The organism is Ruegeria sp. N7, from assembly GCF_056531345.1.
Genome location: NZ_JBQFLR010000004.1, coordinates 126,938 through 152,657, shown reverse-complemented (window position 1 = coordinate 152,657; position 25,720 = coordinate 126,938). Strand labels below are relative to the sequence as shown.

Annotated in this window: 23 protein-coding genes and 1 tRNA gene; 14 read left to right on the top strand and 10 right to left on the bottom strand. The window is 58.3% G+C overall.

Annotated features, from left to right (window positions below):
• The first annotated feature begins 30 nt into the window (after window positions 1-30).
• The 9 genes from ACR0ES_RS08150 (at window position 31) to speB (ending at window position 9,697) form a co-directional block, all read left to right on the top strand.
• Window positions 31-324 (top strand): (2Fe-2S)-binding protein, encoded by a 294-nt coding sequence (locus tag ACR0ES_RS08150; protein ID WP_480482354.1) that lies wholly within the window; start codon window positions 31-33, stop codon window positions 322-324.
• Window positions 272-757, top strand: a complete 486-nt coding sequence (gene bfr / locus ACR0ES_RS08145) for a bacterioferritin (RefSeq protein ID WP_480870141.1) — start codon at window positions 272-274, stop codon at window positions 755-757. Before ACR0ES_RS08150 ends, bfr begins: the two co-directional genes overlap by 53 nt.
• Window positions 717-2,264: a di-heme oxidoreductase family protein gene (locus ACR0ES_RS08140; protein WP_480870139.1), complete on the top strand. Its 1,548-nt coding sequence runs from the start codon at window positions 717-719 to the stop codon at window positions 2,262-2,264. The genes bfr and ACR0ES_RS08140 overlap by 41 nt, the downstream gene beginning before the upstream one ends.
• A gap of 3 nt (window positions 2,265-2,267) precedes the next feature.
• Window positions 2,268-3,278, top strand: coding sequence for an imelysin family protein (locus ACR0ES_RS08135; protein ID WP_480870136.1), 1,011 nt, complete (start codon window positions 2,268-2,270; stop codon window positions 3,276-3,278).
• A 3-nt stretch (window positions 3,279-3,281) separates the two neighbouring features.
• Window positions 3,282-4,367 (top strand): DUF1513 domain-containing protein, encoded by a 1,086-nt coding sequence (locus ACR0ES_RS08130; RefSeq protein WP_480487681.1) that lies wholly within the window; start codon window positions 3,282-3,284, stop codon window positions 4,365-4,367.
• A 100-nt stretch (window positions 4,368-4,467) separates the two neighbouring features.
• Window positions 4,468-6,357 carry a biosynthetic arginine decarboxylase gene (speA, locus tag ACR0ES_RS08125; protein ID WP_480870133.1) on the top strand — a complete coding sequence of 630 codons (1,890 nt, stop codon included), beginning with the start codon at window positions 4,468-4,470 and terminating at the stop codon, window positions 6,355-6,357.
• A gap of 22 nt (window positions 6,358-6,379) precedes the next feature.
• Window positions 6,380-7,603: a saccharopine dehydrogenase family protein gene (locus tag ACR0ES_RS08120; RefSeq protein ID WP_480870130.1), complete on the top strand. Its 1,224-nt coding sequence runs from the start codon at window positions 6,380-6,382 to the stop codon at window positions 7,601-7,603.
• A gap of 85 nt (window positions 7,604-7,688) precedes the next feature.
• A complete protein-coding gene (gene nspC, locus ACR0ES_RS08115; RefSeq protein ID WP_480870127.1) occupies window positions 7,689-8,858 on the top strand; it encodes a carboxynorspermidine decarboxylase in 1,170 nt (389 codons plus the stop codon).
• The gene (gene speB / locus ACR0ES_RS08110) at window positions 8,855-9,697 is read left to right on the top strand and encodes an agmatinase (RefSeq protein WP_480870124.1); all 843 of its coding nucleotides are present in this window, start codon (window positions 8,855-8,857) and stop codon (window positions 9,695-9,697) included. Before nspC ends, speB begins: the two co-directional genes overlap by 4 nt.
• Here the strand turns inward: speB and ACR0ES_RS08105 are convergent.
• A complete protein-coding gene (locus ACR0ES_RS08105) occupies window positions 9,694-10,284 on the bottom strand; it encodes an HD domain-containing protein (protein ID WP_480605317.1) in 591 nt (196 codons plus the stop codon). The two genes, speB and ACR0ES_RS08105, sit on opposite strands and share 4 nt — an antisense overlap.
• A 101-nt stretch (window positions 10,285-10,385) precedes the next feature.
• On the opposite strand from ACR0ES_RS08105, the gene ACR0ES_RS08100 reads away from it, so the two are divergent.
• On the top strand, window positions 10,386-11,219 hold the full coding sequence (locus ACR0ES_RS08100; RefSeq protein ID WP_480773726.1) for a LysR family transcriptional regulator: 834 nt from the start codon (window positions 10,386-10,388) through the stop codon (window positions 11,217-11,219).
• Between the two features lie 2 nt (window positions 11,220-11,221).
• Here the strand turns inward: ACR0ES_RS08100 and lptF are convergent, their stop codons facing one another.
• Entirely contained in the window at window positions 11,222-12,361 is a 1,140-nt protein-coding gene (lptF, locus tag ACR0ES_RS08095; RefSeq protein WP_480870121.1) for an LPS export ABC transporter permease LptF, read from the bottom strand.
• 384 nt (window positions 12,362-12,745) lie between these two features.
• Here lptF and ACR0ES_RS08090 point away from each other — a divergent pair, with 384 nt between their 5' ends.
• Entirely contained in the window at window positions 12,746-13,018 is a 273-nt protein-coding gene (locus ACR0ES_RS08090; protein ID WP_480870118.1) for a hypothetical protein, read from the top strand.
• A 164-nt stretch (window positions 13,019-13,182) separates the two neighbouring features.
• Here the strand turns inward: ACR0ES_RS08090 and ACR0ES_RS08085 are convergent.
• Window positions 13,183-13,258 (bottom strand) — tRNA-Trp (locus ACR0ES_RS08085).
• Between the two features lie 141 nt (window positions 13,259-13,399).
• Here ACR0ES_RS08085 and ACR0ES_RS08080 point away from each other — a divergent pair.
• Window positions 13,400-14,104, top strand: a complete 705-nt coding sequence (locus tag ACR0ES_RS08080; RefSeq protein WP_480773729.1) for a lysophospholipid acyltransferase family protein — start codon at window positions 13,400-13,402, stop codon at window positions 14,102-14,104.
• Here the strand turns inward: ACR0ES_RS08080 and ACR0ES_RS08075 are convergent.
• The 5 genes from ACR0ES_RS08075 to ACR0ES_RS08055 all read right to left on the bottom strand — a co-directional run bounded on the left by ACR0ES_RS08075 (window position 14,101) and on the right by ACR0ES_RS08055 (window position 21,274).
• Window positions 14,101-14,346 (bottom strand): MoaD/ThiS family protein, encoded by a 246-nt coding sequence (locus ACR0ES_RS08075; RefSeq protein ID WP_170346142.1) that lies wholly within the window; start codon window positions 14,344-14,346, stop codon window positions 14,101-14,103. The two genes, ACR0ES_RS08080 and ACR0ES_RS08075, sit on opposite strands and share 4 nt — an antisense overlap.
• On the bottom strand, window positions 14,339-16,594 hold the full coding sequence (locus tag ACR0ES_RS08070) for a xanthine dehydrogenase family protein molybdopterin-binding subunit (RefSeq protein WP_480870115.1): 2,256 nt from the start codon (window positions 16,592-16,594) through the stop codon (window positions 14,339-14,341). Before ACR0ES_RS08070 ends, ACR0ES_RS08075 begins: the two co-directional genes overlap by 8 nt.
• The gene (locus ACR0ES_RS08065; RefSeq protein WP_209504694.1) at window positions 16,594-17,073 is read right to left on the bottom strand and encodes a (2Fe-2S)-binding protein; all 480 of its coding nucleotides are present in this window, start codon (window positions 17,071-17,073) and stop codon (window positions 16,594-16,596) included. The genes ACR0ES_RS08070 and ACR0ES_RS08065 overlap by 1 nt, the downstream gene beginning before the upstream one ends.
• Window positions 17,070-17,936: an FAD binding domain-containing protein gene (locus ACR0ES_RS08060; RefSeq protein WP_480870113.1), complete on the bottom strand. Its 867-nt coding sequence runs from the start codon at window positions 17,934-17,936 to the stop codon at window positions 17,070-17,072. Before ACR0ES_RS08060 ends, ACR0ES_RS08065 begins: the two co-directional genes overlap by 4 nt.
• A gap of 125 nt (window positions 17,937-18,061) precedes the next feature.
• The gene (locus tag ACR0ES_RS08055) at window positions 18,062-21,274 is read right to left on the bottom strand and encodes a reductive dehalogenase (protein ID WP_480870111.1); all 3,213 of its coding nucleotides are present in this window, start codon (window positions 21,272-21,274) and stop codon (window positions 18,062-18,064) included.
• A gap of 75 nt (window positions 21,275-21,349) precedes the next feature.
• Between ACR0ES_RS08055 and ACR0ES_RS08050 the strand changes: the two genes are divergently transcribed.
• Together ACR0ES_RS08050 and ACR0ES_RS08045 are read left to right on the top strand one after the other, a co-directional pair.
• Window positions 21,350-22,252 carry a LysR family transcriptional regulator gene (locus ACR0ES_RS08050; RefSeq protein ID WP_480870109.1) on the top strand — a complete coding sequence of 301 codons (903 nt, stop codon included), beginning with the start codon at window positions 21,350-21,352 and terminating at the stop codon, window positions 22,250-22,252.
• Between the two features lie 131 nt (window positions 22,253-22,383).
• Window positions 22,384-23,085, top strand: coding sequence for an SDR family oxidoreductase (locus tag ACR0ES_RS08045; protein ID WP_480482134.1), 702 nt, complete (start codon window positions 22,384-22,386; stop codon window positions 23,083-23,085).
• A gap of 2 nt (window positions 23,086-23,087) precedes the next feature.
• Here the strand turns inward: ACR0ES_RS08045 and ACR0ES_RS08040 are convergent, their stop codons facing one another.
• Together ACR0ES_RS08040 and ACR0ES_RS08035 are read right to left on the bottom strand one after the other, a co-directional pair.
• The gene (locus ACR0ES_RS08040; protein ID WP_480870108.1) at window positions 23,088-24,359 is read right to left on the bottom strand and encodes an NAD(P)/FAD-dependent oxidoreductase; all 1,272 of its coding nucleotides are present in this window, start codon (window positions 24,357-24,359) and stop codon (window positions 23,088-23,090) included.
• Window positions 24,360-24,535: 176 nt separating this feature from the next.
• Window positions 24,536-25,693, bottom strand: coding sequence for an acyl-CoA dehydrogenase family protein (locus ACR0ES_RS08035; protein WP_480487661.1), 1,158 nt, complete (start codon window positions 25,691-25,693; stop codon window positions 24,536-24,538).
• Between the last annotated feature and the right edge of the window lie 27 nt (window positions 25,694-25,720).

The window sequence follows — 25,720 nt, the reverse complement described above, 5'->3', positions numbered from 1 at the left end:
TTTGAACCACACAAACCCAAGCCAACATTCATGATTGTCTGCCACTGCACCAACATCTCGGACCACGACATCCGCGCCGCCATCGACTGGATGCGGACAGCCGACCCCCAAACCATCATCACCCCCGGCAAGGTTTACCGTGCTCTTGGAAAATCGGCGGATTGCGGCGGATGCATGCCTCTGTTTCTGGACACGATGCGGTCAAGCGATAATCTCGAAGTACCCATGCAACTCCGCGCCCTGCGCGCGGCAGTATCACAGGAGAGTGCAGATGAAGGGCGATCCAAAAGTCATCGAATATCTCAACAAATCTCTGCGGCATGAACTGACTGCAGTCAGCCAGTACTGGCTGCACTACCGGTTGCAGGAAGACTGGGGGCTTGGCCACATGGCCAAGAAAAGCCGCGAGGAAAGCATCGAAGAGATGGGCCACGCGGACAAGCTGATCGAACGGATCATCTTTCTGGAAGGCCACCCCAACCTTCAGAAGCTTGACCCGCTTCGGATCGGTCAAACACCAAAGGAAACGCTGGAATGTGACCTTGCGGCCGAGATCGATGCACGGGCCCTGTACAAGGAAGCGCGCGAATACTGTCGGGATGCCGGCGACTATGTCTCGATGTCGCTGTTCGAAACGTTGATGTCCGATGAAGAGGGCCATATCGACTTTCTCGAAACGCAGCTCGACCTCTATGAAAGGATCGGCGAAGCCAATTATGCGCAACTCAACGCATCGAAAATGGGCGAAGGCGAGTAGCCTTGTCGCCCTGTCGGTGGTGGCTTTCGCGGCCACCCCTTCCCTGTCAGCCGAGCTGCAGGATCTGCATCTGAATGTCACCCCCCGCACTGACGATGAACGCGCCCGAATTGCTGTTGTGACGGCGGCGCCCCAGGATTTCAACGCACCGCAGCAGTTTGAAGAACTGCCCGCCGGGGCTGCGACTGTTCGGGTCCGTACGGACGCGGATGCGTTCTCGCAACCGTCAGACAACCTGAGCTTTGAACAGGAGCTGAACTTCAAAGTCGGAAACGGACTGTTCAAGAAGGTCTGGGTTTCGTCGCCCTCATCGACACTCGCCTCTGACGGGTTGGGGCCGCTCTATAACGCGCGGTCGTGCCAGCGCTGCCACATCAAGGATGGGCGCGGACACACGCCAAACGGGCCCGATGACAACGCGGTTTCGATGTTCTTGCGGGTCTCGATCCCCGGCACGTCGGAGGATGGTTATGCAGCGATCGAAGATTACATCGCCACTCTGCCCGAGCCTACCTATGGTGGACAGATGCAGGATTTCGCACTGGCAGGTCATCCAGCGGAATACCGGCTGGACATCTCATACGAAGAAATCCCGGTAGAGCTTTCTGACGGTGAAACCGCCTCATTGCGCCGCCCGACTTATCAGGCAGCCGATCTGGGTTATGGCCCGCTGCACCCGGACGCGATGCTAAGCCCACGGGTCGCGCCGCAGATGATCGGGCTTGGCCTGTTGGAAGCGATCCCGGTCGAAGACCTGCTTGCCAAGGCCGACCCTAACGATTTCGATGGGGACGGCATATCAGGTCGCCCGAATATCGTCTGGTCAGTCGAGTTTGACGCCCCGATGATGGGCCGGTTCGGTCACAAAGCAGGGATGCCGACAGTGATGGAGCAATCGGCTGCTGCTTTTGCCGGGGATATCGGCATATCGAACCCACTCTACCCTGCTCCGCACGGGGATTGCACCAATGTGCAGGTGAACTGCATCCAAGCCCCGCATGGCGACAATGATGAGCGCGGCTTCGAGATCGATCATCAGGGTATGGACCTGGTCGCTTTCTACAGCCGCAATCTGGGGGTGCCGGGTCGCCGCGACATGGACAACCCCAAGGTGTTGCGCGGGAAAGAGGTATTTCATGCGACCGGCTGCGCGTCATGCCACACACCGTCACATGTCACTCATCGGATGGAAGACCGGCCCGAGCACAGTTTTCAGCTGATATGGCCCTACACCGACCTGTTGCTTCATGACCTGGGCGAAGGTCTGGCCGACAATCGCCCCGAGGCCCGCGCAACGGGCCGGGAATGGCGCACGCCGCCTTTGTGGGGTGTTGGCCTGACGAAACGCGTCTCGGGCCACACAGAATTTCTGCATGACGGGCGGGCGCGCACCTTGCTTGAAGCAATCCTGTGGCATGGCGGTGAAGCGCAGTCTACCCGCGACACCGTTGTCTCGATGCCCAAGGCAGACCGTGACGCCCTGATCCAATTTCTGGAGAGCCTCTGACCCATGCGAGTTTTTACCCTTGTTGCAGTGTTGATCATGCCACTTGCCGCGCAGGCACAGGATCGCGCGCCGATCCTGATGGATGTGACTGAAACCCATATCCTGCCCCGGTTCGACACGCTCCCGGAAACGACGGGCGCGCTGGTCAGCGCATCCCTGGTTGAGTGCGATCCGACCTCACCGGCGCTGCGCGCGGCCTACGATGCGGCTTTTGACAGCTGGATATCCGCCAGCCACCTGCGGTTTGGTCCGACCGAGATCGATGACCGCGCTTTCGCCATGGCTTTTTGGCCCGACACGAAAGGGTTCACATCCAAAGCGCTATCCCAGCATATCGAAGCTCAGGATGATGCCGTGCAAAGCCCGGAGACCTATGCCGAAACGTCCATAGCAGGGCGCGGGTTCTTTGCTCTCGAACGGATGCTGTTCGATCCCAATTACGCGGAACAGGGCAATGCCGAATATCGCTGCGCGCTGATCAGGGCGATCACGGCGGATATCGATGCCAATGCCCGCGCGATGGCGCAGGACTGGCACAGCTATGCCCCAAGCCTTACCCTACCCGGAGAGAACAGCCGCTACCGGACGCAGGACGAAGCGATGCAGGAGCTGTTCAAGGCCCTATCTACCGGTCTTGAGTTCACGGCGGACACTCGGCTGGGTCGCCCCATGGGGACATTCGACCGCCCCCGTCCGAACCGGGCCGAGGCGCGGCGGTCCGGGCGGTCTTTGCGCCATGTAGAACTGTCGCTGATATCCTTGCGGGATTTAGCCGCACGGCTGTCTTTTGATCACCCCGAAATCGCGTCGGAACTGGACGCTGCGTTTGCACGTGCCATCCAGAACGCTCAATCCATTGACGATCCCTCGCTGGCCGGGGTTTCAGATCCCCAAGCCCGGTTCCGGATCGAGGCGCTTCAACAGTCGATCCACGATATCCGCACCATCGCCGTGACCGAGCTGGGTCCGACATTGGGGATCAGCGCAGGATTCAACTCGCTGGACGGAGACTAACCCGTGACGTCACGCCGCCATTTTCTTGCCGGTCTTGCCGCAGCCGCGATTTCCCCGGTCCGCGGGTGGGCCTCGGCCGGTTCGCCTGATTTTCTGGCCGCAGGGCTGTTTCCCGACGGGTCCTTTCGACTTGCCGGGTTGAGCACATTGGGGAAAATCGTGTTCTCCGTGCCTCTACCCGGACGCGGACATGCGGCCGCAGCCCATCCGCACAAGGCCTTTGCGGTCGCGTTTGCCAGACGTCCGGGCACCTTTGCCATCGTCATCGATTGCGCAACCGGCGCGCAGATTGCACAGCTCAATGCCCCTGAAAGCCGCCACTTCTACGGCCACGGCACATTCTCGGCGGATGGCGCGTATTTTTTTGCCACCGAGAACGACTACGAAGCCGGGACAGGTATTATCGGTGTCTGGGACGCTGAAAGCTTTTCGCGTCTGGATGAGTTTTCATCTGGTGGAATAGGCCCGCATGACATGCGCCTGATGCCCGATGGGGAAACGCTGGTGATTGCCAATGGCGGGATCGAAACCCACCCCGAAACCGGGCGCACAAAGCTGAACCTGCCGACGATGGCACCCAACCTGAGCTATCTTACCCTGTCGGGCAGGATCCACGAGCAGGTGTCGTTACCTCACCAGCTTCACAAAAACTCGATCCGCCATCTGGCGGTGCGGAGCGACGGTCTGGTTGGCTTTGCCATGCAATGGCAGGGCAGCAAGTCCGAACACCTGCCCCTGTTGGGCTTGCATCGTCAGGGTGAAGCCCCACGCCTGCTGGCGGCACCGGATCACGAACAAAGCATGTTGCAGGGATACGCTGGCAGCGTCGCGTTTTCAGCCGACGCCGATATGATCGCAATAACCTGTCCGCGCGGCAATGCGCTGCACCAGTTCGACATAACCAGCGGCACACTCACCGGCGCCTTCGCGCTTGAGGATGTCTGCGGGCTTGGGGCCGGGGCGGGCGGGTTGGTCTTTACCACGGGAACAGGCGCTTTCGGGACATTGATGGGCGCGCGCCCAGCTGTTCGAACCCGCGCCGAATGCCAATGGGACAATCATCTGATCCCGATCCACCCGTCCGCGTAAAATTCGGAATCCCCAATCAGATAGTTTACACTTGGAAGAATCAAACTGCTGCCGTATTGGCGGGCGCGAAACTGGCACCCTACGTTAAGGACCGACTTGATTGAAACAGACGCCCGACGCACCGCATTCCATCTACGGAGTTGAGAAATGGGGCAAAGGCCTCATCGAGGTGACCGAACAGGGTGAGATCGGTCTGCGCAATCCCATGGCCCCCGAGACAGCGGCGATTAGCCTGCCCGGTATCCTCAGCGATCTGGACGACCGCGGCATCAAGGCACCGATGGTCCTGCGAGTCGCGTCTTATCTGGAACACGAAATCGCGCATCTGAACGAAAGTTTCCAAGATGCGATTGCGCGCGTGGGCTACTCAGGCAGCTATCGCGGCGTATTCCCGATCAAGGTGAACCAGCAGGCGCAGGTTGTTGACCGGATCGTCGAGTTTGGAAAGAAATACAATTATGGGCTCGAGGCCGGCTCCAAACCCGAACTGGTGATTGCGCTGGCGCATCGCCTGGCCCCCGAAGCGCTGATCGTGTGTAACGGTGTCAAAGATGCCGAATTCATCCAACTGGCTATTCTAAGCCGCAAGATTGGGTTCAACACGGTCATCGTTCTGGAAAGCCCGAAAGAGGCCGACACGGTAATCGAAGTTTACAACGAACTGGGCATCGAGCCCCTGATCGGTGTTCGGGTGAAGCTGACCAACCAGATCAGCGGCAAATGGGAAGAAAGTTCGGGCGACCGCTCGGCCTTTGGGATGAACACCGATCAGCTTATCGCCACGGTAGACAAGCTGAAAGACGCAGGCTTGCTGCATTGCCTCAAGCTGCAGCATTCACATCTGGGCAGCCAGGTTCAGGATGTCAACGATGTGCGCCGCGCTGTGGGCGAAGCCTGTCGCTATTACACCGAGCTCACTCGCGAAGGCGTTCCATTGACTCACCTGGATCTGGGTGGCGGCATGGGGGTCGATTACACCGGCGAAAAGAAAGCCGCCGAAAACTCGATCAACTACACGGTCGAAGAATATTGTGCCAATGTCGTCGAAACCGTGGCTTACGCCATGGACGAGGCAGAGGTGGGCCATCCGACACTGGTCACGGAAAGTGGGCGCGCGGTGGTGGCGACGTCCTCGATGCTGGTCTTCAACGTGCTCGAAAGCACGCTTTACGATGCGCCCAATGGCCCCGAGGTTGATCCGGATGACCACCACTTGGTCTCGGACCTCGCCGCGGTGCACGGATACCTCTCTCGCGACCGCCTGCAGGAATGCTGGAACGACGCCACCTTCTATCGTAACGAGCTGCGCGCCCTGTTTCGTCGCGGCTATGTCGACCTGCGTCAGATGGCCCGGGCCGAACGGATATACCTGTCGCTGATGGCGCGGCTCAAGGCGTTGGCCGCGTCAGAGGATCTGGAAACGGACCTGAATGACCAGCTTGAAAAGGTTGCTGATATCTATCACTGCAACTTCTCGCTGTTCCAGTCGCTGCCAGATGTCTGGGCCATCGACCAGTTGCACCCGATCGTGCCGCTGCAATATCTGAACCAGATCCCCGACCGTCGCGCCGTGCTGTCCGACATCACCTGCGACAGCGACGGCAAGATTGACCGGTTTATTCTGGCCGACGGTGTGTCCCCCAGCCTGCCGGTGCATTCCCTGCCTGAAGAGGACGAATATTTCATGGGCGTCTTCTTCGTTGGCGCCTATCAGGAAACGCTGGGAGATCTACACAATCTCTTTGGTGACACCAACGTGGTCACCATCGACCTGCGCCCGGATGGCGGCTTTGACCTGCTGCACGAACAAGAGGGCGACACGATCAGCCAGGTTCTGTCATATGTCGAGTTCGTCCCGCAGGATTGCGTCGCCGCCTTCCGCAAAATGGTGGATGAGGCGATTTCGACTGGCACCCTGAAAGCCAAGGACCGCAAAACCCTGATGAGCGCTTACCGCGACTCGATCAACGGTTACACCTATTACGAATAACCCCTGAGAGGAGATCACCCCCATGGGCACTTTGAGTGGCAAAACACTGGTTGTCGGCGCGGGCGGCGTATCCCACGCTGCCGTGCACAAGATGGCAATGAATTCGGATATCTTCACCGAAATCACACTGGCCAGCCGCACGAAATCGAAATGCGACGCGATCGCCAAATCGGTGAAAGACCGTGTGGGCGTTGATATCGCGACCGCCGAACTGGACGCCTACAAGGTAGAAGACACCGTAAAGCTGATCAAGGAAACTGGTGCTGAAATCCTCGTGAACCTCGCCCTGCCCTATCAGGATCTGGTGCTGATGGACGCATGCCTTGAGGCGGGCATTCATTATGTGGATACGGCAAACTATGAGCCCGAGGATGAGGCCAAGTTCGAATACCACTGGCAATGGGCCTATCAGGAACGGTTCAAAGCGGCCGGTTTGACCGCCATCCTTGGTTCGGGCTTTGATCCCGGCGTTACATCGGTCTTTGCCAAATGGTTGAAAAAGCACAAGCTGGACACCATCCGCCAGATCGACGTGCTGGACGCCAATGGCGGTTCGAACGATCAGGAATTTGCCACCAACTTCAACCCCGAAATCAACCTGCGCGAAGTTCTGGCTGAAGTGCGCCACTGGGAAAACGGCGAATGGAAACACTCTCCCGCCATGACCCACAAGGTCGAATTCGATTTCCCCGCCATCGGCCCCAAAAACATGTACCTGATGTATCACGAGGAACTGGAATCGCTCTCGACCCACTTCCCCGAGATTGAGCGCGCCCGCTTCTGGATGACCTTCGGCGACGCCTATATCATGCATGCCAAGGTCTTGGAAAATGTCGGCATGACCCGCATCGACCCAGTGATGCATGACGGCAAGGAAATCATCCCGATCCAGTTCCTGAAAACCCTTCTGCCCGATCCCGGTGATCTGGGCGCGGAAACCAAGGGCAAGGCCTGCATCGGCGACATCGCCACAGGTCAGGCCAAGGATGGCTCGGGCGAGAAAACCTATTACATCTACAACATCTGCGATCATCAGGAATGCTATGCGGAAGTCGGCAGTCAGGCCGTCAGCTACACCACCGGTGTCCCCGCCATGATCGGCGCCGCGCAGGTGCTGAAAGGCAACTGGTCCGAGCCTGGCGTGTGGAACATGGAACAGCTCGACCCGGACGACTTCATGGCCATGCTGAACGAACATGGCCTGCCGTGGCAGGTCCATGAACTCGACGGCCCGGTCACCTTCTGATCCGCTTCAGCTTCATCTGGCCCTAAATATCCCGGGGGTCCGGGGGCAGCGCCCCCGGCCTCTCCACCAAACGGAGACGCCGGTTATGTCCGACATGATGACCACACAGGCCGGTGACGCCGGCGCCTTCCGCAATTTCGACCTCTCCCGTGTACCCAGCCCCTGCTTTGTGGTCGACGAAAGGGCGGTAGAACGGAACCTGAAAATCCTCGCTGATGTCGGAACCCGCTCCGGCGCGCATGTTCTCAGCGCGCTCAAGGCGTTTTCGATGTTTTCGCTGGCCCCGTTGGTGCGCCGGCACCTTGTGGGAACCTGCGCCTCGGGTATCAATGAAGCCCGGTTGGGACGCGAGGAATATGGCGGTGAGGTCGCAACCTTCTGCGCCGGGTACAAAGACGCCGACATCGACGAAATCCTGTCGCTGTCGGATCATGTCATCTTCAACTCCCCTGCCCAAAAGGACCGGTTTCTCGCCAAAGCCCAAGCCGCAGAAGTGCAGGTTGGCCTGCGCATCAATCCGGAACATTCCGAAGGCGAGGTTCCGAAATACGATCCCTGCGCCCCGTGCTCGCGCCTTGGCACGCCGGTCAGCCAACTGACCGCCGACACCTTGCGTGGCGTTGACGGGCTGCACATGCATACGCTTTGTGAACAAGGGTTTGCGCCTTTGCAGCGCACCTGGGACGCTGTCGAACCGAAGCTCAAACCCTACCTTGATCAACTCAAGTGGGTGAACTTTGGCGGTGGCCACCACATCACCCGCGACGATTATGACCGCGACGGGCTGGTGGCTTTCCTCAAGGACATTCGCGAAACCTATGGCATTGATGTTTACCTCGAACCCGGCGAAGCAGTGGCACTAGACGCAGGTGTTCTGATCGGTGAAATCCTCGACCTGCCGACCAACGGCATGAACCTCGCGATCACTGATATCTCGGCCACATGCCACATGCCCGACGTGATCGAGGCCCCCTATCGCCCTGCCCTGATGGATGAGGCCGAAACAGGCCAAACCTATCGCCTTGGCGGCCCGTCCTGTTTGGCGGGTGACGTTATTGGCGACTACACCTGGGACAAGCCGCTGGAGATCGGACAGCGTTTTGCCTTCCTCGATCAGGCACATTACTCGATGGTCAAGACAAACACCTTCAATGGCGTCCCCCTGCCCACAATCGCCCTGTGGAACAGCGAAACAGACGAGCTGAAGATCATCCGGCAGTTCGGATATGACGACTTCAAGGACAGACTCTCATGAGCATTTTTCTCGACAGCGAATTGACCGCATCCGAACGCACCGAAGATGCCCGCTTTCGCGTGATCCCGGTGCCTTTGGAGCGCACGGTCTCTTACGGGTCCGGCACGGCCAAAGGCCCCGAAGCAATTATCGAGGCCAGTAATGAACTGGAACGCATTACCGGTCACGCGGAGCCCTGTGTCGAGGGGATTTTCACCGAAGAACCAATAAATTGTGACGGCCCGTTGCCCGAGGTAATGGAACGCCTTGCGCAACGCACCGAGGCTGCAATTCGTGCCGGAAAGGTACCGGTCACTTTGGGCGGCGAGCATTCGCTCAGCTATGGCGCAGTGATAGGTGTGGCCCGTGCGCTAAACCAACCCATCGGCATCGTCCAAATCGACGCCCATGCCGACCTGCGCAACGCTTATCAGGGCGAAAAACACTCTCACGCCTCAGTGATGCACCTGCTTGCCGAAGAAGGCGTTCGGCTCGCCCAGTTCGGTGTTCGCGCTTTTTCAACTGAAGAGGCCCAAAGCCGACTGAGAAACCACGTCTTTCACGTGGATGCCGAGGAACTGGTGACAGGTAACATCCATTCGGTCGACTTGCCTGCAGACTTCCCCGAGCTGGTCTATGTCAGTTTCGACGTCGACGGGCTGGATCCATCGCTGATGCCCGCCACCGGAACACCGGTGCCTGGCGGGTTGGGCTATTATCAGGCGCTGCGGCTGGTCGAGCACGCGCTCAAGGGGCGCAGATGCGTGGGCTTCGATGTGGTTGAGCTGGCCCCGGACGGCAATGCCGCCTGGGACTTCACCACAGCTCAGATTGTCTATCGCCTGATGGCTGCCTGTTAATCTTCGGCAGTTTCGTTCAGTTCCATATGGCCTTCGCCCTTGCTCAGGATGCGGCGCAGCATGGGTTCAAAAAACTCCAGCGGTTTCGTCGGATAGTCTGGGTCAAACGCCTTCTGATCGTATTCATGGCAGAAATAGCGGCAGTCCTCCCAATGGGGGCTGTCGCGATACTTGTCGCGCGCGTTGCGGTCTCCTCCAAGGTGGTGGTTGTAGTAGTAACCCTGAAACACGCAATGGTGCTTAAGTATCCAATAGGTTTTCTCGCTGACATAGGGCTTCATCATCGCCGCTGACAGCTCTCCATGGTTGTAGGGTGACAGAATGTCGCCGGTATCGTGGATCAAAGCGGCGACCACCAACTCCTCATCCGCGCCATCCTCATAAGCCCGGGTCGCGGCCTGAAGGCTGTGCTGATACCGGTTGACCGGATAGGGTGTCCATTCCTCGTCCAGTGACCGAATGGCGTCCAGAATGCGATCCGGCAAGGCGGCATTATACGCCTCTTCATAATCCATAACGGCGTCCCAGTCGGCCTTGGTGGCATTCTCAAAACTGGTCCAGGTCGGTTTGTGGCTTTTGTCCAGCATGGCTGATCCTTTGGCGTGTTTCCCGAAGCCGACAATATTACGAGTCGCAACTTCAAAAAAATGAATTGATTTTATCACAATGATCAAAAAATACTCTCGGTATGCGAACCAAAGCTTTGGAAACCTTTCTATGTGTGGCCGAGACAGGTGGTTTTCATGCCGCTGCCCGCAAGCTGAATGTGACTCAAACGGCCGTCAGCGCGCGCATTCATTTGATCGAAGAAGAAACCGGCAGACCACTGTTTACCCGCGGAGCCGGTGGCACGGCGCTGACCGAGTTTGGCAGACAATTCAAACCATATGCAGAACAAATTCTGTCCCTTTGGGCCTTCGCGTCGCGGGATTTATCGTTGCAGACACAGAACCGTCCAGCGCTTCGGTTGGGTAGTCAGCTTAGCATCTGGGACCCTTTGCTTGTGGATCTGGCTGTTCGGTTTGAACAGCGCTTTGACAAACTGCTGCTGACACTGAATTACGACCACGATCTGAACATGGTTGAAGCTGTGGCGACCCATGTGCTGGACGTGGCGATCACGCATGAAACGCCATCAGACCGACGCGTCACCTACCACGAGCTGGAACCGGAGCTTCTAACCCTGGTCAAAACCCCGCAAGCAGCAACAGCAGAAAACGATTTGGTCTTCGTCAACCTTGAACTTGGAGAGATTTACCAAGACCACGTCAGATCGGCCGTGCGACGCGCCTCGGGGCAGATCTTGTTTCTGGGAAATTGCATGATGGCGCTACGTTATGTCTTGCATAGAGGCGGATGCGGCTACTTCCCCGATTACGTCATTTCGCAACATCTGGCTTCGGGTGCACTCGAACCGGTAGAGGACAGTGTGAGCCTGCGGCTGCCGATGTATCTGGTCGCCCGTAGTGATCGCGAAGAATTCGACGACATTCGTTGTTGTCTGGAAGAACTTCGAACCTGAAATCAAGCGGGTGTTGGGATGACCTCGGACCTGCGCGCACGTTTCCGCATAAGTGGACGACCTGCGACAAGCAGAAAACAGCACGAGATCAACACACCCATAACGGCAGGAAGGTAAAGCAGCACCCAAAGCTTCGGGTCATCGATCACAACCGGGGACACAAACCCGCGAACACCTTCAAGCAGCACAAGAATGGTAAAGGCACCCAAAATCTGAGGCCACAATCCAAACCGTGAAAAGCTGCCTAACATCAGGGTTGAATAACCCGCCAGCGATACGGCGATGCAAATGGCTATCCAGGAAAATCGCTGATGCAGTTCTTCGATCAATTTACCCTGGCTGAACCCCTCGGTTTCAGAAATCGCATCCCGGTTGAGGATCAGATCAGAGGTTGGAATGGCTTCGAGGCTGCGGCTTGCCAACGGGCTTGCGTTCGTCAGTTGCGAAATGTCATATGATGCGTCCTGAAACAGGGTCGAGGACAGAACCCTGCCCGCCTTGTTCAAACGCAGCGCCACCCCATCGACCATCACCAGATGAATTCCCGCGTCGTTATTGACCAGATAGGCTGTCACGCTGGAATAGCTGACCGCGTTTTCCGGGTCGCGGCGATCCGATACGAACACCTCGTGCAACGTACCGTCCAGATCGATGCCACCGATGTAAACCGTAACATCTTCGGCAGGGTGCAGAAATTCACCTTCATTCAACAACTGCGCTGTCACATCTCCTGCAACTTCGGCTTGCCGGAATTCCAGTTGTTGGACCGAGGCCGGGCGCAGGAACACGCTGATGGCGGCCATCATCAGACCGGTGATCACACCGAACAAAACTACGGCACGCGCCAGTCGCCACGGGCTTGACCCGGTTGCCAGCATCACTGTCATCTCGCTTTCGCGGCTCAATCTGTTGGTCGCATAGACAGCAGCCGCAAACACCGCCATCGGCATAACCGTACGAACCAGCGTCGGCAGGGTAAGCGCGGTGAATTCAAGAAACACCATAGCGGACTGGCCACCGCTGATGACCTTGTCAAACAGGCTGACGGAACGGGTGATCCAGAACACACCCACCAGGACAAGGGTGAAGAAGCCGAATAAAACCAGCAATTGCCGCAGGAAATATCCATCAAAACGCGACATGTATCCTCATCCGGCTGATTGCGTCGTGGCCGGACAATAAGTCAATCGCCCACCCAAGGAAACCTCGTTTACCGCCACAGAACCGACACCGGCGACAACCTAGTTACCCGGAAATGGGAAAGGCGCGCTCAACCACAAGCGCGCCCCATCCACAAGAGAGAAAAACAAAAACAGCGTCATGTACCGAACGTGAGCGCCAACTCGTAACAATTGTAAGTAAAGCAGGATTCTAGTGATTGGTCTGTGACCAAGTTCACCGTTGGACCGGTCACACGAACACTCTTTTGGACAAGCACCCCAGCAAAAAGTTAACGACATGTTAACGTCTTGTTTCCAACCCATTCACTGTTCTACCCACATAATGATGCCTGTTGGTTATCGTGAATGTCCGTGACAGGACGATTGCGAAAAACAGCATCAGTTGGCAAAAAGGGTCCGATGGCAATGCATAAACCTTCGACATCAGAAGCCGCTGCACTGAATGCGCAATTATTGAAAAAGAGCGACTCGGATTACGATGTCGCTATGTGGGCCGCGTGTGCATTGATGGCGCTCCACTCAAACAAGCCGGCGGTGTTTCAAGAATATCAGCATATGTGGGCTAAAAAACTGGATGCCGTAGGTCCGCACGAAAATACAGGTGCCACCAAAAGATAATAACAGGGCACGATGGCCTCGCGCCATTGTAGCAGTGCTGTCGGAGCCAATACTGCGACCAGCAATGACCCAGGCGCGAAATGGCTAAATACAGGCAAAGCGAACTCAAAGGCTGAAACCCGTTCACCCTTGGGTATCTCAACTTAGTATTCGGACAATTTTAGTGGCAGGGGCAGCAGGGTTCGAACCCGCGACCTACGGTTTTGGAGACCGTCGCTCTACCAACTGAGCTATACCCCTGTAGTGAGCCCCAGATATGCCAGCCACGCGGCGGACTCAAGAGGCTTTTTCAGATTCCCATCCACGAAATGCCCGGACAAACAAGTTGCGCAAAACGCATGGTGCGCTAAGACAAGGACCGGTTAGCAGAAGGAACCCGGCGTGAACCTCCGTAAGAAGATTGCAGACAGCGAAGCTGTGCTAAACTGGGTGGCGCGTCGGATTGCAAACTATATTCGGCTGGCACACCGCAACACACGATGGCAGCGCATCGGCTATGACGAACTGGACCAATTGGCCGAACAGGGTGAGCCGGTCATCGTTGTTCTCTGGCACCAACGGCTGGCGCAGTCGCCCTATTTCTTCCCGCTGGACAAGGGGCGCATCTGTTCGATTACATCTTCTGCGCGGGCTGGCAGCATGGTGGGTCGCGTGCAGAAGCTGTTCGGAATGGACACGATTGCCATGTCCAGTCATCAACGCCACGTGGCGTTGTCGCGCGAAGTGCTTGGCAAAATGAAACAGGGAATATCAATTGGCATAGCGGCAGACGGCCCCCGTGGGCCAGAGCGGGTTTTGTCGACGGTTCCGCTGGTTTGGGCGCGCGCATCGGGTAAACGTGTGTTTGGTATTACCTTTTCGGCGAAACATGGGCGCGAAGCAGGAACATGGGATCATCTTTTGATGCCCCGCCCATGGGGTAACCAGGGGGTGTTTCTGTGCCGGGAATGGACGGAAACAGTTCCGCGCAAAGCCAGTGAAGACGAAATCGAAACGCTGCGCCAAAGCCTTGAGCAGCATATGAACGATATCACGGCCGAGGCAGACCGAATGGTCGGGCGCGAGCCTTGGTCGCCTGACGCTTAACCGCCCCTCAGCCTTTGCATCAGATAGACTTCACTGCCCTCTGGAATTGGTTCGGTCAGTCCGGTCGCGATCACGCGCCCGTCGACAGCGATAGAAACGCCAGCGTCGATGGGTGCCTGAAGCTGCGGATGCGCACGCACGAGCGCGCGCAGCAACTCGCCAGTGGTTTTGGCCTCGACCTCAACCACCTGCTGGCCCCCGGTCAGTGACCGGAGGCCGGACCAGAGGTGAACCTCAACCATTGTCCTTGAGAGCGGCCAGAATACGTGGCGGCGACATCGGCAACCGCTTCATCCGCACGCCAGCCGCGTTGGACACAGCGTTGGCAATGGCGGCCAGTGGCGGCACGATACCCGTCTCACCCACACCGCGGACGCCAAACGGGTGGCCTGGATTCGGAACCTCGACGATCACGGTGTCGATCATCGGCAGGTCGCTGGCCACCGGGATGCGGTAGTCGAGAAAGATCGAGTTCTGCAAGCGACCGTCTTCACCGTAGATATATTCCTCGTTCAGGGCCCAGCCGATACCTTGCGCTGCACCGCCCTGATATTGGCCTTCGACATAGGTCGGGTGGATCGCCTTGCCCGCGTCCTGAATGACCGTGTAGCGGGTCACACTGGTCTTACCGGTTTCCGGGTCAACCTCGGCATCGACGATGTGGGTGCCAAAGGACACGCCAGCACCTTCGGGGGTTGCCTCGAAATGACCCGAGATCGGACCACCGGTGCGGCCCATATCGGCGGTGATATCGGCCAGCGGCATCGGATCGAAATCGCCTGCATTCGGCCCTGAGGGCACTGCACAGCCATTTTCCCATTTCACCGCATCAACCGGGATGCCCCATTTGGCCGCGGCCCGTTCGCACAGTTTCTCGACCGCGTGTCTCGCAGCCTTGATTGTCGCCAGCCCTGACGCGTAGGTCACGCGAGAGCCATGGCTTACGTCATTGTAGCCCAGTGTGGCCGTATCGGCGATGGTCACCCGGATATTCTCATACGGGATGCCCAGAACCTCGGCCGCCATCAGGGCCATCGATGCGCGCGAACCACCGATATCAGGCGTTCCGACCATCACCTGAGCCGAGCCATCCTCGGACAAGGCAAGCGACACGCTGGTCTCGCCACCATGGTTGAACCAGAAGCCACAGGAAATACCGCGCCCCTGCCCCGGCTTCAGCGGAGCCGAATAATGAGGATGCGCCTTGGCTGCTTCTAGCGTTTCGACAAGACCGATGCGCTCGTAGGTCGGTCCATAGCTGGCCTTCGTGCCCTCATGCGCGGCGTTTTTCAGGCGTACCTCAACGGGGTCGAGACCCAGCTTGTTGCACAACTCGTCAATCACCGACTCGACCGCAAAGGCACCCATCGGTGCACCCGGCGCGCGGTACGCTGCCTGCTTTGGGCGGTTGGCCATAACGTCATAGCCGATCTGCTTGACGTTGGTCAGGTTGTACGGCGCAAAGGCACACATGGCAGTCATGTCGCCCGGCGCGCCGGGAAAGGCTCCGCCCTGAAGGCGGAAGATGCCCTGAGCCGCCGAGATCGTGCCGTCTTTCTTCATGCCGATTTTGACGTCCATCGAGGCAGACGAAGTCGGACCAGTAGCCCGGAACACCTCGGACCGGGTCATCACAAGCTTGACCGGGCGATTGGCCTTACGGCTGAGCGCTAATGCGACGGGTTCGATGAAAACGGTTGTCTTACCGCCAAACCCTCCGCCGATCTCAGACGCAGTGACACGCAACTGCGAGGTTTCGATCCCCAGAAGCGCGGCACAGGTTTTCTGCGCAATCCAATGCCCCTGCGTCGTGCACCACAACTCACCCTTACCGTCATTACCCAATATGGCCAAACAAGCGTGCGGTTCGATATAACCCTGATGCGTCGCTTCGGTGACGAAACTATCTTCGATGACCAGATCAGCTTCGGCAAATCCGGCCTCAACATCGCCGTGACCACTTTCATGATAGCGGACAACGTTCGGGTGCATTCCTTCCGGCACGGAATAATCCGCAGCTCCTTCGCGGATGACAGGCGCATCCGGTGCCATCGCCTTATCCACATCGGTGACGTGGGGCAGCACTTCGTACTCGACCTCGATCAGCTTGAGCGCGTCACGAGCCGCCAATGCCGAAGTCGCAGCAACCGCTGCAACCGCGTGCCCGTCATATAGCGCTTTCTCACCGGCCATAACGTTTTCCAGAACGTTGTAGAATTCACCTTCCAGACCGGGCTTGAACGGCACTTCAGCAAAGTCGGCACGCGTCACAACAGCTTTGACATCCTTGTGCGCCTCGGCTTTCGACGTGTCGATTTTCACGATCCGCGCATGCGCATGAGGTGAGCGCAGGATCGCGCCATGCAGCATTCCCGGGGCGTAGGCATCCGCTCCGAATTTGGCGCGGCCGGTCACCTTGTCCAGACCGTCGGGACGGTTGGGGCGGGTGCCGACAAAAGTGAAGTCTGATTTACGATCGTCCAGAGCCATTACGACGCCTCCCGCATCTCAGCCGCCGTATCCATCACGGCGCGAATGATCTTGTCATACCCAGTACAGCGGCAGAGGTTGCCTGCCAGCCAATACCGCGTCTCTTCCTCGGTCGGGTTCGGGTTTTTCTCCAGCAAAGACTTGGCCGCCACCAGAATGCCCGGCGTGCAGATGCCGCATTGCAGAGCAGCGTATTCGATCATCTTCTTTTGCAGCGGATGCAGAATATCACCGTCGGCAATGCCTTCGACCGTTTCGATCTGCTTACCTTCAGCCTCGACACCCAGCATCAGGCATGAACAGACCAGACGGCCATCAACGGTGACCGAACACGCGCCGCAATCGCCGGTGCCACACCCTTCTTTCGCACCAGTCAGGTTCAGCTTGTCGCGCAGACAATCCAGCAGAGTTTCTCGCGGATCACACAAGTATTCGACCGCATCGCCATTCACGGTGGTTGTTACGTGGAACTTTTTCATGCGTCTTCTCCCTGCGCGCGGGCATAGGCAATTTTCGCGGCGCGCTTTGCCAGAACGCCTGCGACCTCGGTACGGAACGCGATCGTGCCGCGCTTGTCGTCAATCGGGTTACAAGCGGCAGAGGCGGCGGCGGCCAGCGCATCCATGGCCGCATCATCCAGCGTGCTGCCGATAATGGCCTTGGCACAGTCTTCGACCAGCAGAACGGTCGGGGCCACTGCGCCCAGCGATACGCGGGCCTCGGTGATGGTGTCGCCGTCAAGACGCAGGTTCACACCAACGCCAACCACCGCGATGTCCATTTCGGTGCGGGGGATAAACCGCAGATAGGCATCGCCGCCGTTTTCACCACGCGCAGGGATATTGACCGCCGAGATCAGTTCGCCTTTGGCCAGTGAGGTTTTGCCGGGGCCGGTCGGAATATCCTCGACCGCGACTTCGCGAGTGCCGTCCGGGCCGGTCACGGTGACGGTCGCACCAGCGGCGACCATGGCGGGCACGGAATCAGCCGCAGGTGAGCCGTTACACAGGTTACCAGTCGGTGTTGCGCGCCCCTGCACTTGGGTTGATCCGATCAGGTCCATCGCCTCGACCACACCGGGCCAGTCACGACCCAACTCAGGATGCTCGCTCATTTCGGCACCGGTTGCGGCAATTCCCAACGTCCAGCTTCCATCAGCGTTGCGGGTGATGTCGTGTACACCGTTGATTTTCTTGATGTCGATCAGCGTATCAGGCGTCACCAACTCCGAGCGCAGCTGCACCAATACGTCAGTGCCGCCCGCCAGAAAGCGCGTGATGCCCGTCGCATTTGCGGCCAGAGCCGAAGCCTCGGCAAAGCTGGCGGGGCTGTGATAATCCATAATGCTACCTCGCACCTGTTGGTCAGGGATATCTGGGTTCCGGGCGACGTTAATTCACCACCCACCTGACGTCCATGGGCCGAGCGACCAAATTTCACCGTCCAAAGGTCGCTTTCTGACCATGCTTACAGATCGAGCTCGATCACACCATCCGGCGCCACAGCGCGGCTTTGGCACAGAATCATGGCCCCTTGGCGCTGCTTTTTGGACAGCACGAAATCCCGATGCTCGACCTCGCCCGAAAGGACGCCACATTTGCACACACCACAGATACCATCGGCGCATTTCACATCCACGTGAAAACCCGCTTCGTTCAGAACCTGCGCGGCATCCTTGTCTGAGGGCACCAGCAGCGTCTTCCCTGAATGCGCGAGTTTCAGGGTAAATGGATGATTTTCGTATTCCGGGGTTTCCGGGACCGAGAAATATTCAAGATGTCGGGCCTCTTCGGGGAAACCCTGACGTTCTGCGGCCTGCATGACCCCATCCATGTACCGATCAGGCCCGCACGTATAGACGTGCCATCCCTGCTGATACCCCGAAAGGATCGCATCCAGATCAGCGCGCGAGCCTTCATCCGAGAAATGGTAGTGGACGCGGTTCGCCCAGGGCATCCCCGCCAGATCATCCAGATACCCCGCACCGCCCCGCGTCCTGGCCGAGTAGTGCAACTCGAAATCCATGCCCAATGCATGCAGGCGATGAGCAAATGCGATCATCGGAGTGATACCGATACCACCCCCCATCAAAATGGTTCTGGACGCCTCTTCGTCCAGTTCGAAATGGTTGATCGGTTTCGATATGAAAACCTTGCGCCCTACGTTGAAAATTCGGTGCAGCAATGCCGAGCCACCCCGCCCTTCATCCTCGCACAGAACACCGATCTGATAGGTTCCCCGTTCTGACGGGTCGCCGGACATGGAGTATTGTCGCAGGAACTCTGGCGCGACAAGCACATCCAGATGCGCGCCTGCGGACCATTCCGGAAGCGGCGCACCGTCAAGGGAGGCAAATTCATACTTGGTGACGTCAGCGGTCATCTTGTCGACCTTAGTCACAGCGACCCTCATCACCGGCGCATCACCTGCGACCTGATAGCGATGAATGATCGACATATCCCCCGCAGCTTTGCGCGCCTTGTACTCTTTGGCTGTCACCAAAGCCTCATAGGCGGCAATTCCTGCCTCGCGATCCATTGCAAACGGATAGGGCCAAGGGTGCGGGGCCAAATAGGCCGGGTAGACCGCCAATGTCTGATCCTCGTATCTAAGGTCCAGATCCTTTTGCAGATCGCGCCGGTTCAAAGGGTGTGTTGTTGGCCGATACGCCCCGTCGGGCTGCAACTCGATATCCCACCACCATTTCTTGGTGTCGTTCAGACCGCCATTGCCAACCGCATCATCCAGCTTGGCCAATGCAGGCGCCGCAGAGGGGATGTTCATCGCGGCCCAACGGAACGGGCGTTCCTTGAAGATACCCTCAAGGTTCCAGGGGCAGGTCTTCATGCACCGCCCGCACATCGCGCCGCCCGGAGTGGTCACGCGGTAGGTCGCGCATTTCTGGCTGTCGGATTTCCAGATTTCATAGCCGTTGAACATCAGCTTTGGCCCAGCCGTGATCGCGCCCGATGGGCATTCGCGCGCGCATTTGTTGCAAGACTCACAAAAGCTTTGCAGACCGAAATCAATGGGTCTGTCATGCGCGATCGGCATATCGGTGGTCACCACGCCTGATTTCAGGCGGGGCCCCAGATAGGGGTTCAGGATCACTTCGCCGATCCGGCTGACCTCGCCCAGACCGGACAGCAACAAAAGCGGAGGTTGCAGAACCTCGCCATCCATCACCGTGTGCGCCTTGGCCTTGTAGCCCAGATTGCGGATCTGCTGTGCAATCACGCCACCCAGCAAAGAAAACCTTAGATAGGCGCGCATCGATTGGGCGACGCTGATCCAGTCATCACCGCTGGCACCCTCCATCGTCTCATATCCCTGATCGATGATCATGCTGACGGCCTGATCATGGGGCGGCACGATTTCTTCGCCTGTCGCGTCATGGGAATACCAGGCCCATTCTGGGCACCGGCTGAGACCCACCGCATCGACCCCCAGAAAATAAGTCGCAGCCTTGATGTTTGCTGCGTTGCGTTGCGCGTCAGATGGCTTGGTCGCGTCAGCACTTTCACCGTCCTGCAACAGTACAAACGCACCCAAAGCACGGCGTTGGGCAAAGCTGGGCGCGGCCTTGCGCACGTAGTACCCGCCTTTCGCGGCGTCCTGCAATGGCTTCCCCATGTCGCCGAACTGGGCGCGGGCGAACATGTCGGCGCGCTTGGGAACGCGGGCAACGTTCTCTTCGTCGATATAGGTTGTCGGGGCCTCGACCCGTTTGAGCTTTTCGAAGGGATGCGCCCCGTCCACATAGCGCCGTTTGGCATATGGGTCACGGTTGAGGGCGTTCTTGGCAAAGCCCGTGCCCAACCACCATGCCGGCCCCTGCGTCCGGAACCAGGGCTGATCGGCCATAGGCTTCAGCGGTTTGTCATGGGCGATCGGCATGTCAGTCGTCACAGCGGCCAAACCAAAGCGCTGGCCCAGCCAGGGCACGACAACCTCTCCATCCTCGACCGAAGCCAACCCGGCGGTGACCGCCAGCTTGCCCAAATCAACGTCGGTCGACATCATGCTGTGCGCCCGCGCGTCAAAGCCCAAAAGGCGGATGTAATTGGCAATGACCACCGCATTCTCGGTCGCCAGCAGACAGGCGCGATGGTCCTGCGCGTCGACTATCCAATCAGCGCCGGGTTCGGACGGGTCGGGATCGCGGTTGTGTTCATAAAGAAAGACAATGCTGTGCCGATGGCTGTCGATCGGCTTGGGCGCGGCCTCCATACTGTCTTTCAGATCAGCCATGATGACGTCGATCCCGGATGCCAGCGTTTTGGTCTGACGGGTGCGCAACGCGTGGGCAAGCCGGTCAATATCGGGATTGCGGCGAGCCTCGGGCAAAAGGGCGTCAGATGGCAGTGGACCGCACCCAATCATCGACGCATCGTTGAAGTAGCCGAACGCTTTTATGTGGTTGGCCCGTTCCTGCGGGTTAGATGGAATCTCGGACGCAACCGGGTTCACCATTCCGTCGCGGATAGCGTCCATCATCGCCTGAAACTCACCCATCGCATTGACGATGCTGTCAGGGTGTTCCGGTCGGTGGAAACTCAGCTCGGCCAAAGCGGGCACAAGCGACAGATCCGGCATGTCATCTTGCCGGTCCAAACGCTCCAGCGGGTAGCCGCCCATATGAACGGGCCGGTTTCTGTCCGAGAATAAACGGATCCCCATCGAATATCTCCTGTTGATGCCCGTCCCGTACCCCGCCATGGACAGCAAAACCATTCATGATTAATCATAAATGGTATGAGCAAATTCGATTTCATTGACCTCGACGGCAAGGTTCTACGCACTTTTTTGACGATACTCGAGGAAAACTCGGTCTCGAAAGCCGCAGATCGGCTGGGGGTTACGCAATCTGCGATCAGTCATACTCTGGCCAAACTGCGGCAGGTCCTGGGCGACCCGCTGTTTGTTCGCTCAGGTCAGGGTCTGACGCCAACCGAACGCGCCCTGTCCCTGAAAGAGCCTGCGCAAAAGGTACTGGACGGGATGCGCGCGCTGACCGACGGCCGGCCGTTCGATCCTTTGTCGGAACAGATCAACATCCGCATCGCCACCAATGACATGCCACGAGAGCTGATCTTTCCATGGTTGCTGCGTGACACACGCGCCGATGGCGCGCGCCTGCGGTTGGAATTCATCCCATCGGGTGTGCCCGACCCCGAATTGTTGCGCAGCGACCGGTGCCAGTTGATGCTAACCCCGCTGCCGCCCGACGGACCGGATATTTTCCAGAAAAGACTGATCGAAAGCCCGCTGATGGTGTTCTACGACGCCACGCAACGCACGCCGCCGGACAGCTGGCAGGACTATTGCCACAGCGACCATGTCGAAGTGCGCTTTGCCGATGGCCGAAACGCCCGTGCCGTTATGCGCGGCGTTGATCAAAGCCAGATCAATCCTGCGGTTGTAACCCTGCCGCATTTCAACGCGATCCCGGCCTTTGTGCAGGGCAGCGACCTGATCTCGACAGATACGGCACTGATGAAACAGGGCCCACTTGCCGCGCTGGATTGCGCACCTTTACCCTTCGCCTGTCCCCCTGTGTCCATCTACATGGTCTGGCATCAAAGATCGGCCAATGACCCCGCCCACCGCTGGTTACGCGACCGGATAGAAGCCATCGCAGCGTCCCTTCAGACCTGAGACAGCCGTCAGCTGCGCATAACAAAGGCCAGGTTCGGCTGCGGGACACGGTTACGAGTACTCAACAAAACGGATTGGTCAAACCGCAATTCATTCGCCATCCTGAAACCAAATCAAAACGGAGACGTCAGATGGAGAAAGTAGCACTGATCACAGCAGGCGGCAGCGGCATGGGCGCGGATTCCGCGAGGCGGCTGGCCGCGGACGGTTTCAAGGTCGGGATTCTGTCATCCTCGGGCAAGGGCGAAGCGCTGGCGCATGAGTTGGGAGGCGTCGGTGTAACCGGCTCGAACCAGTCCACGGAGGATCTGCAAAAGCTTGTTGATGCGGCCATGGCCCATTGGGGGCGTATTGACGTTCTGGTCAATTCCGCTGGTCACGGCCCCCGTGCCCCGATCCTTGAGTTGACGGACGAAGATTGGCACACCGGTATGGATGTCTATTTCATGAATGCCGTCCGCCCCTCGCGGCTTGTGACGCCGATCATGCAAGCGCAGGGCGGTGGATCGATCATCAATATCTCAACCTTCGCTGCATTCGAACCTGACCCGGTTTTCCCGACCTCAGGCGTGTTTCGCGCCGGGCTGGCCGCGTTCACCAAACTGTTCTCGGACAAATACGCTGCCGAAAACATCCGCATGAACAACATCCTGCCCGGTTTCATTGACAGCCTGCCCGAAAAAGAAGAATTCCGCGCGCGCATTCCCATGGGGCGCTATGGGCGCAGTTATGACGAGGTCGCCTCGGTCGTTGCCCTGCTGGCATCCGAAGGCGGTGGCTACATCACCGGGCAGAATATCCGGGTTGATGGTGGCATCACCCGCTCGGTCTGAATTCAGATCCGCGCCTTTATCAGATGCGTCAGCGCCGCGCCGGATTCAAAAAAGGCGCGGCGCACGCGCGTCCAGCTTTCGCGATGCTCATGCACCGCAGGAACGGGCAAAAGCGAAAGCTCACCTGCAAGAAGACTTTTGGCCATCATTCGACCGAACACCGTGCCGGGGCCAATACCACGGCCGGAATATCCGTGCGCGGCCAGAGCGTTGGGGCCAATCTGCGTGATTTTCGGGATATGGTCCGAGGTCATGGCAATCCGCCCGTGCCAACCCTGTTCAAACGGCTGATCGGCAAGCTGAGGATAAAGCTCAGCCAGTTTGCGTCGGACCCATCCGGTATGCACACTGCGTCCTGCATTCCCCAGATCGCCCATGCCGCCAATGATCATCCGCCCCGCCTGATCCAGCCGGAAGGACGTCATGATCAGCCCGGTATCCCAGCACCCTTCTGCCTGCGGCAGGATGCTGGCGCGCAGATTATGCGACAACGGGGTCGTTGCGTATTGAAAGTAATAAACGGGAACATAGGCAGGCGCAGTATCTGGCAAGCCAAGGTGATAGGCGTTGGTTGCCTGAATGACGGACCTCGCCCGTACGTTCCCGCCCGGTGTCGTCAATACCCATTGCCCACCTTCGTGCCGAAGGGTCTGTACCGGGCTTTGTTCATGGATCTGCGCCCCGGCCTGAGACGCGGCACGCGCCAATCCCATGACATAAGCCAAGGGTTGTATGGTTCCTGCGCGAGGATCGAACAACGCCCCATGGAAGGCATCGCTACCGGTCCGGTCACGGGCCTGATCCACCGATAGCAGTGCTACCGGCGCGCCGGACCCGCTTAGCTGCGCGTGGCGCGTTTGCAGGTTCTTCAGCCCCGAGGCGGAATGCGCGCAATGCAGGGTTCCGTTGCGAATGGGTTCGCATGTGATGCCGTGTTCTTCGATCAGGGAAAAAACGTCCGACGGTGCCTTGCCCAGCAGATCGATCAGGCGATCGCCAGCCTCTGCACCGATATGCGCGCGGATGTCATCCGGTGGCAGCCACAGCCCGGCATTGACCAGACCGACATTGCGCCCCGACCCGCCAAACCCGATCTTCTGCGCTTCCACCAAACAGACCGAAGCGCCGGACCGGGCTGCCGTCAAGGCAGCTGAACACCCTGTATATCCGCCACCTATGATAGCCAGATCAACGGTTGTGTCACTGCTCAGCGGCAGAGCTGTGACTGCTTCGGTACATGTAGTCCGCCACAGGGCTTGTTCGGGATCGTTCACGTCAGACCTCTGAGTCTTGTCGGCGGATCATCATACCGCTGCACGTCCTTTGCAAGTGGGCAACTGCGGTCGGGTCAGCAACAAAAAAACCCCGCAAGCACGGGCTTGCGAGGTCCAACAGAAGCGAATAGTCCGTTAGGAATGGTGACATCAGGCAAGAGGCCGCCCAGATACCTTCAAACGTCGAGCGACCGTGCAATCACCTCTTTCATGACCTCGTTCGTGCCGCCGTAAATCATCTGCACGCGCGCGTCTGCATAGAGGCGGGCAATTGGATATTCCATCATAAAACCGTAGCCACCGAACAGTTGCAGACATTCGTGCATGATTTCGTTCTGCACCTCTGACCCCCAGTACTTGGCCATCGAGGCGGTTGCCGCGTCCAGTTCGCCTGCCTCCAGCTTGCCGATACAGTCATTGACGAAACTGCGCAGCACCTCGGCCTTGGTCTTGCATTCCGCAAGCTTGAAACGTGTGTTCTGAAAATCCATCACCCGCTGACCGAACGCTTTGCGCTCCTGCACGTACTTTACCGTTTCGGCAATGGCAAAATCGATCGAACCCAGCGCCATGATCGCGATATTCAGCCGTTCCCACGGCAGTTGCTTCATCAGCTGGTAAAACCCCTGCCCTTCCTCGGGGCCCAACAGGTTTGTCATCGGCACTTTGACATCTTCGAAAAACAGCTCGGCCGTGTCGTTGCCCTTCATCCCCAGTTTCTTGAGGTTGCGCCCCCTGCGAAACCCCTCGGCCCCTTCGGTTTCGACCACGATCAATGACACACCCCGCGCGCCCTCGGACTTGTCAGTCTTGGCGGCCACGATGATCAGATCCGCCGTCTGGCCATTCGTGATGAAGATTTTCGAGCCATTCAGCCGGTAGGAGTTTCCGTCCTTCTCGGCCGTTGTGCGCACAGCCTGAACATCCGAGCCGGTGCTAGGTTCCGTCATGGCAAGTGCGCCGACCATCTCACCCGAAGCCAGTTTGGGCAGCCATTTCCGTTTCTGATCTTCGCTGCCATAGGCGGTAAGATAGTGGGTCACGATCGACTGAATACCATAGCCCCAGCCAGCGTCGCCCCGTGCACCCTGTTCGTACGCGGTGATGGCGTCAAAGCCCATACCGCCGCCGACGCCGCCATATTCTTCGGGGATTGCACCAGCCATCAGGCCGGTTTCACCAGCCTTGCGCCAGAAGTCGCGATCAACGGCCCCGTTTTCAACCCAGGCTTCGATATTCGGTGACAGTTCATCATCCATGAATCGGCCAGCCATATCCGCAAACATGCGGTGTTCGTCAGTGATCCATGCCGCGGTCGAAGTGAAAAGTGACATCAAAGGCTCTCCAATCTGTCTTTCGCG

What these genes read in the sequence shown, in the direction of transcription:
- ACR0ES_RS08150 (WP_480482354.1), top strand. Translation starts at nt 31, where the DNA reads ATGATTGTCTGCCACTGCACCAACATCTCGGACCACGACATCCGCGCC.
- ACR0ES_RS08135 (WP_480870136.1), top strand. Translation starts at nt 2,268, where the DNA reads ATGCGAGTTTTTACCCTTGTTGCAGTGTTGATCATGCCACTTGCCGCG.
- ACR0ES_RS08120 (WP_480870130.1), top strand. Translation starts at nt 6,380, where the DNA reads ATGGGCACTTTGAGTGGCAAAACACTGGTTGTCGGCGCGGGCGGCGTA.
- ACR0ES_RS08090 (WP_480870118.1), top strand. Translation starts at nt 12,746, where the DNA reads ATGTCCGTGACAGGACGATTGCGAAAAACAGCATCAGTTGGCAAAAAG.
- lptF (WP_480870121.1), bottom strand. Translation starts at nt 12,361, where the DNA reads ATGTCGCGTTTTGATGGATATTTCCTGCGGCAATTGCTGGTTTTATTC.
- nspC (WP_480870127.1), top strand. Translation starts at nt 7,689, where the DNA reads ATGTCCGACATGATGACCACACAGGCCGGTGACGCCGGCGCCTTCCGC.
- ACR0ES_RS08045 (WP_480482134.1), top strand. Translation starts at nt 22,384, where the DNA reads ATGGAGAAAGTAGCACTGATCACAGCAGGCGGCAGCGGCATGGGCGCG.
- ACR0ES_RS08055 (WP_480870111.1), bottom strand. Translation starts at nt 21,274, where the DNA reads ATGGGGATCCGTTTATTCTCGGACAGAAACCGGCCCGTTCATATGGGC.
- ACR0ES_RS08060 (WP_480870113.1), bottom strand. Translation starts at nt 17,936, where the DNA reads ATGGATTATCACAGCCCCGCCAGCTTTGCCGAGGCTTCGGCTCTGGCC.
- ACR0ES_RS08140 (WP_480870139.1), top strand. Translation starts at nt 717, where the DNA reads ATGCGCAACTCAACGCATCGAAAATGGGCGAAGGCGAGTAGCCTTGTC.
- speB (WP_480870124.1), top strand. Translation starts at nt 8,855, where the DNA reads ATGAGCATTTTTCTCGACAGCGAATTGACCGCATCCGAACGCACCGAA.
- bfr (WP_480870141.1), top strand. Translation starts at nt 272, where the DNA reads ATGAAGGGCGATCCAAAAGTCATCGAATATCTCAACAAATCTCTGCGG.
- ACR0ES_RS08065 (WP_209504694.1), bottom strand. Translation starts at nt 17,073, where the DNA reads ATGAAAAAGTTCCACGTAACAACCACCGTGAATGGCGATGCGGTCGAA.
- ACR0ES_RS08075 (WP_170346142.1), bottom strand. Translation starts at nt 14,346, where the DNA reads ATGGTTGAGGTTCACCTCTGGTCCGGCCTCCGGTCACTGACCGGGGGC.
- ACR0ES_RS08105 (WP_480605317.1), bottom strand. Translation starts at nt 10,284, where the DNA reads ATGCTGGACAAAAGCCACAAACCGACCTGGACCAGTTTTGAGAATGCC.
- ACR0ES_RS08035 (WP_480487661.1), bottom strand. Translation starts at nt 25,693, where the DNA reads ATGTCACTTTTCACTTCGACCGCGGCATGGATCACTGACGAACACCGC.
- ACR0ES_RS08100 (WP_480773726.1), top strand. Translation starts at nt 10,386, where the DNA reads ATGCGAACCAAAGCTTTGGAAACCTTTCTATGTGTGGCCGAGACAGGT.
- ACR0ES_RS08070 (WP_480870115.1), bottom strand. Translation starts at nt 16,594, where the DNA reads ATGGCTCTGGACGATCGTAAATCAGACTTCACTTTTGTCGGCACCCGC.
- ACR0ES_RS08050 (WP_480870109.1), top strand. Translation starts at nt 21,350, where the DNA reads ATGAGCAAATTCGATTTCATTGACCTCGACGGCAAGGTTCTACGCACT.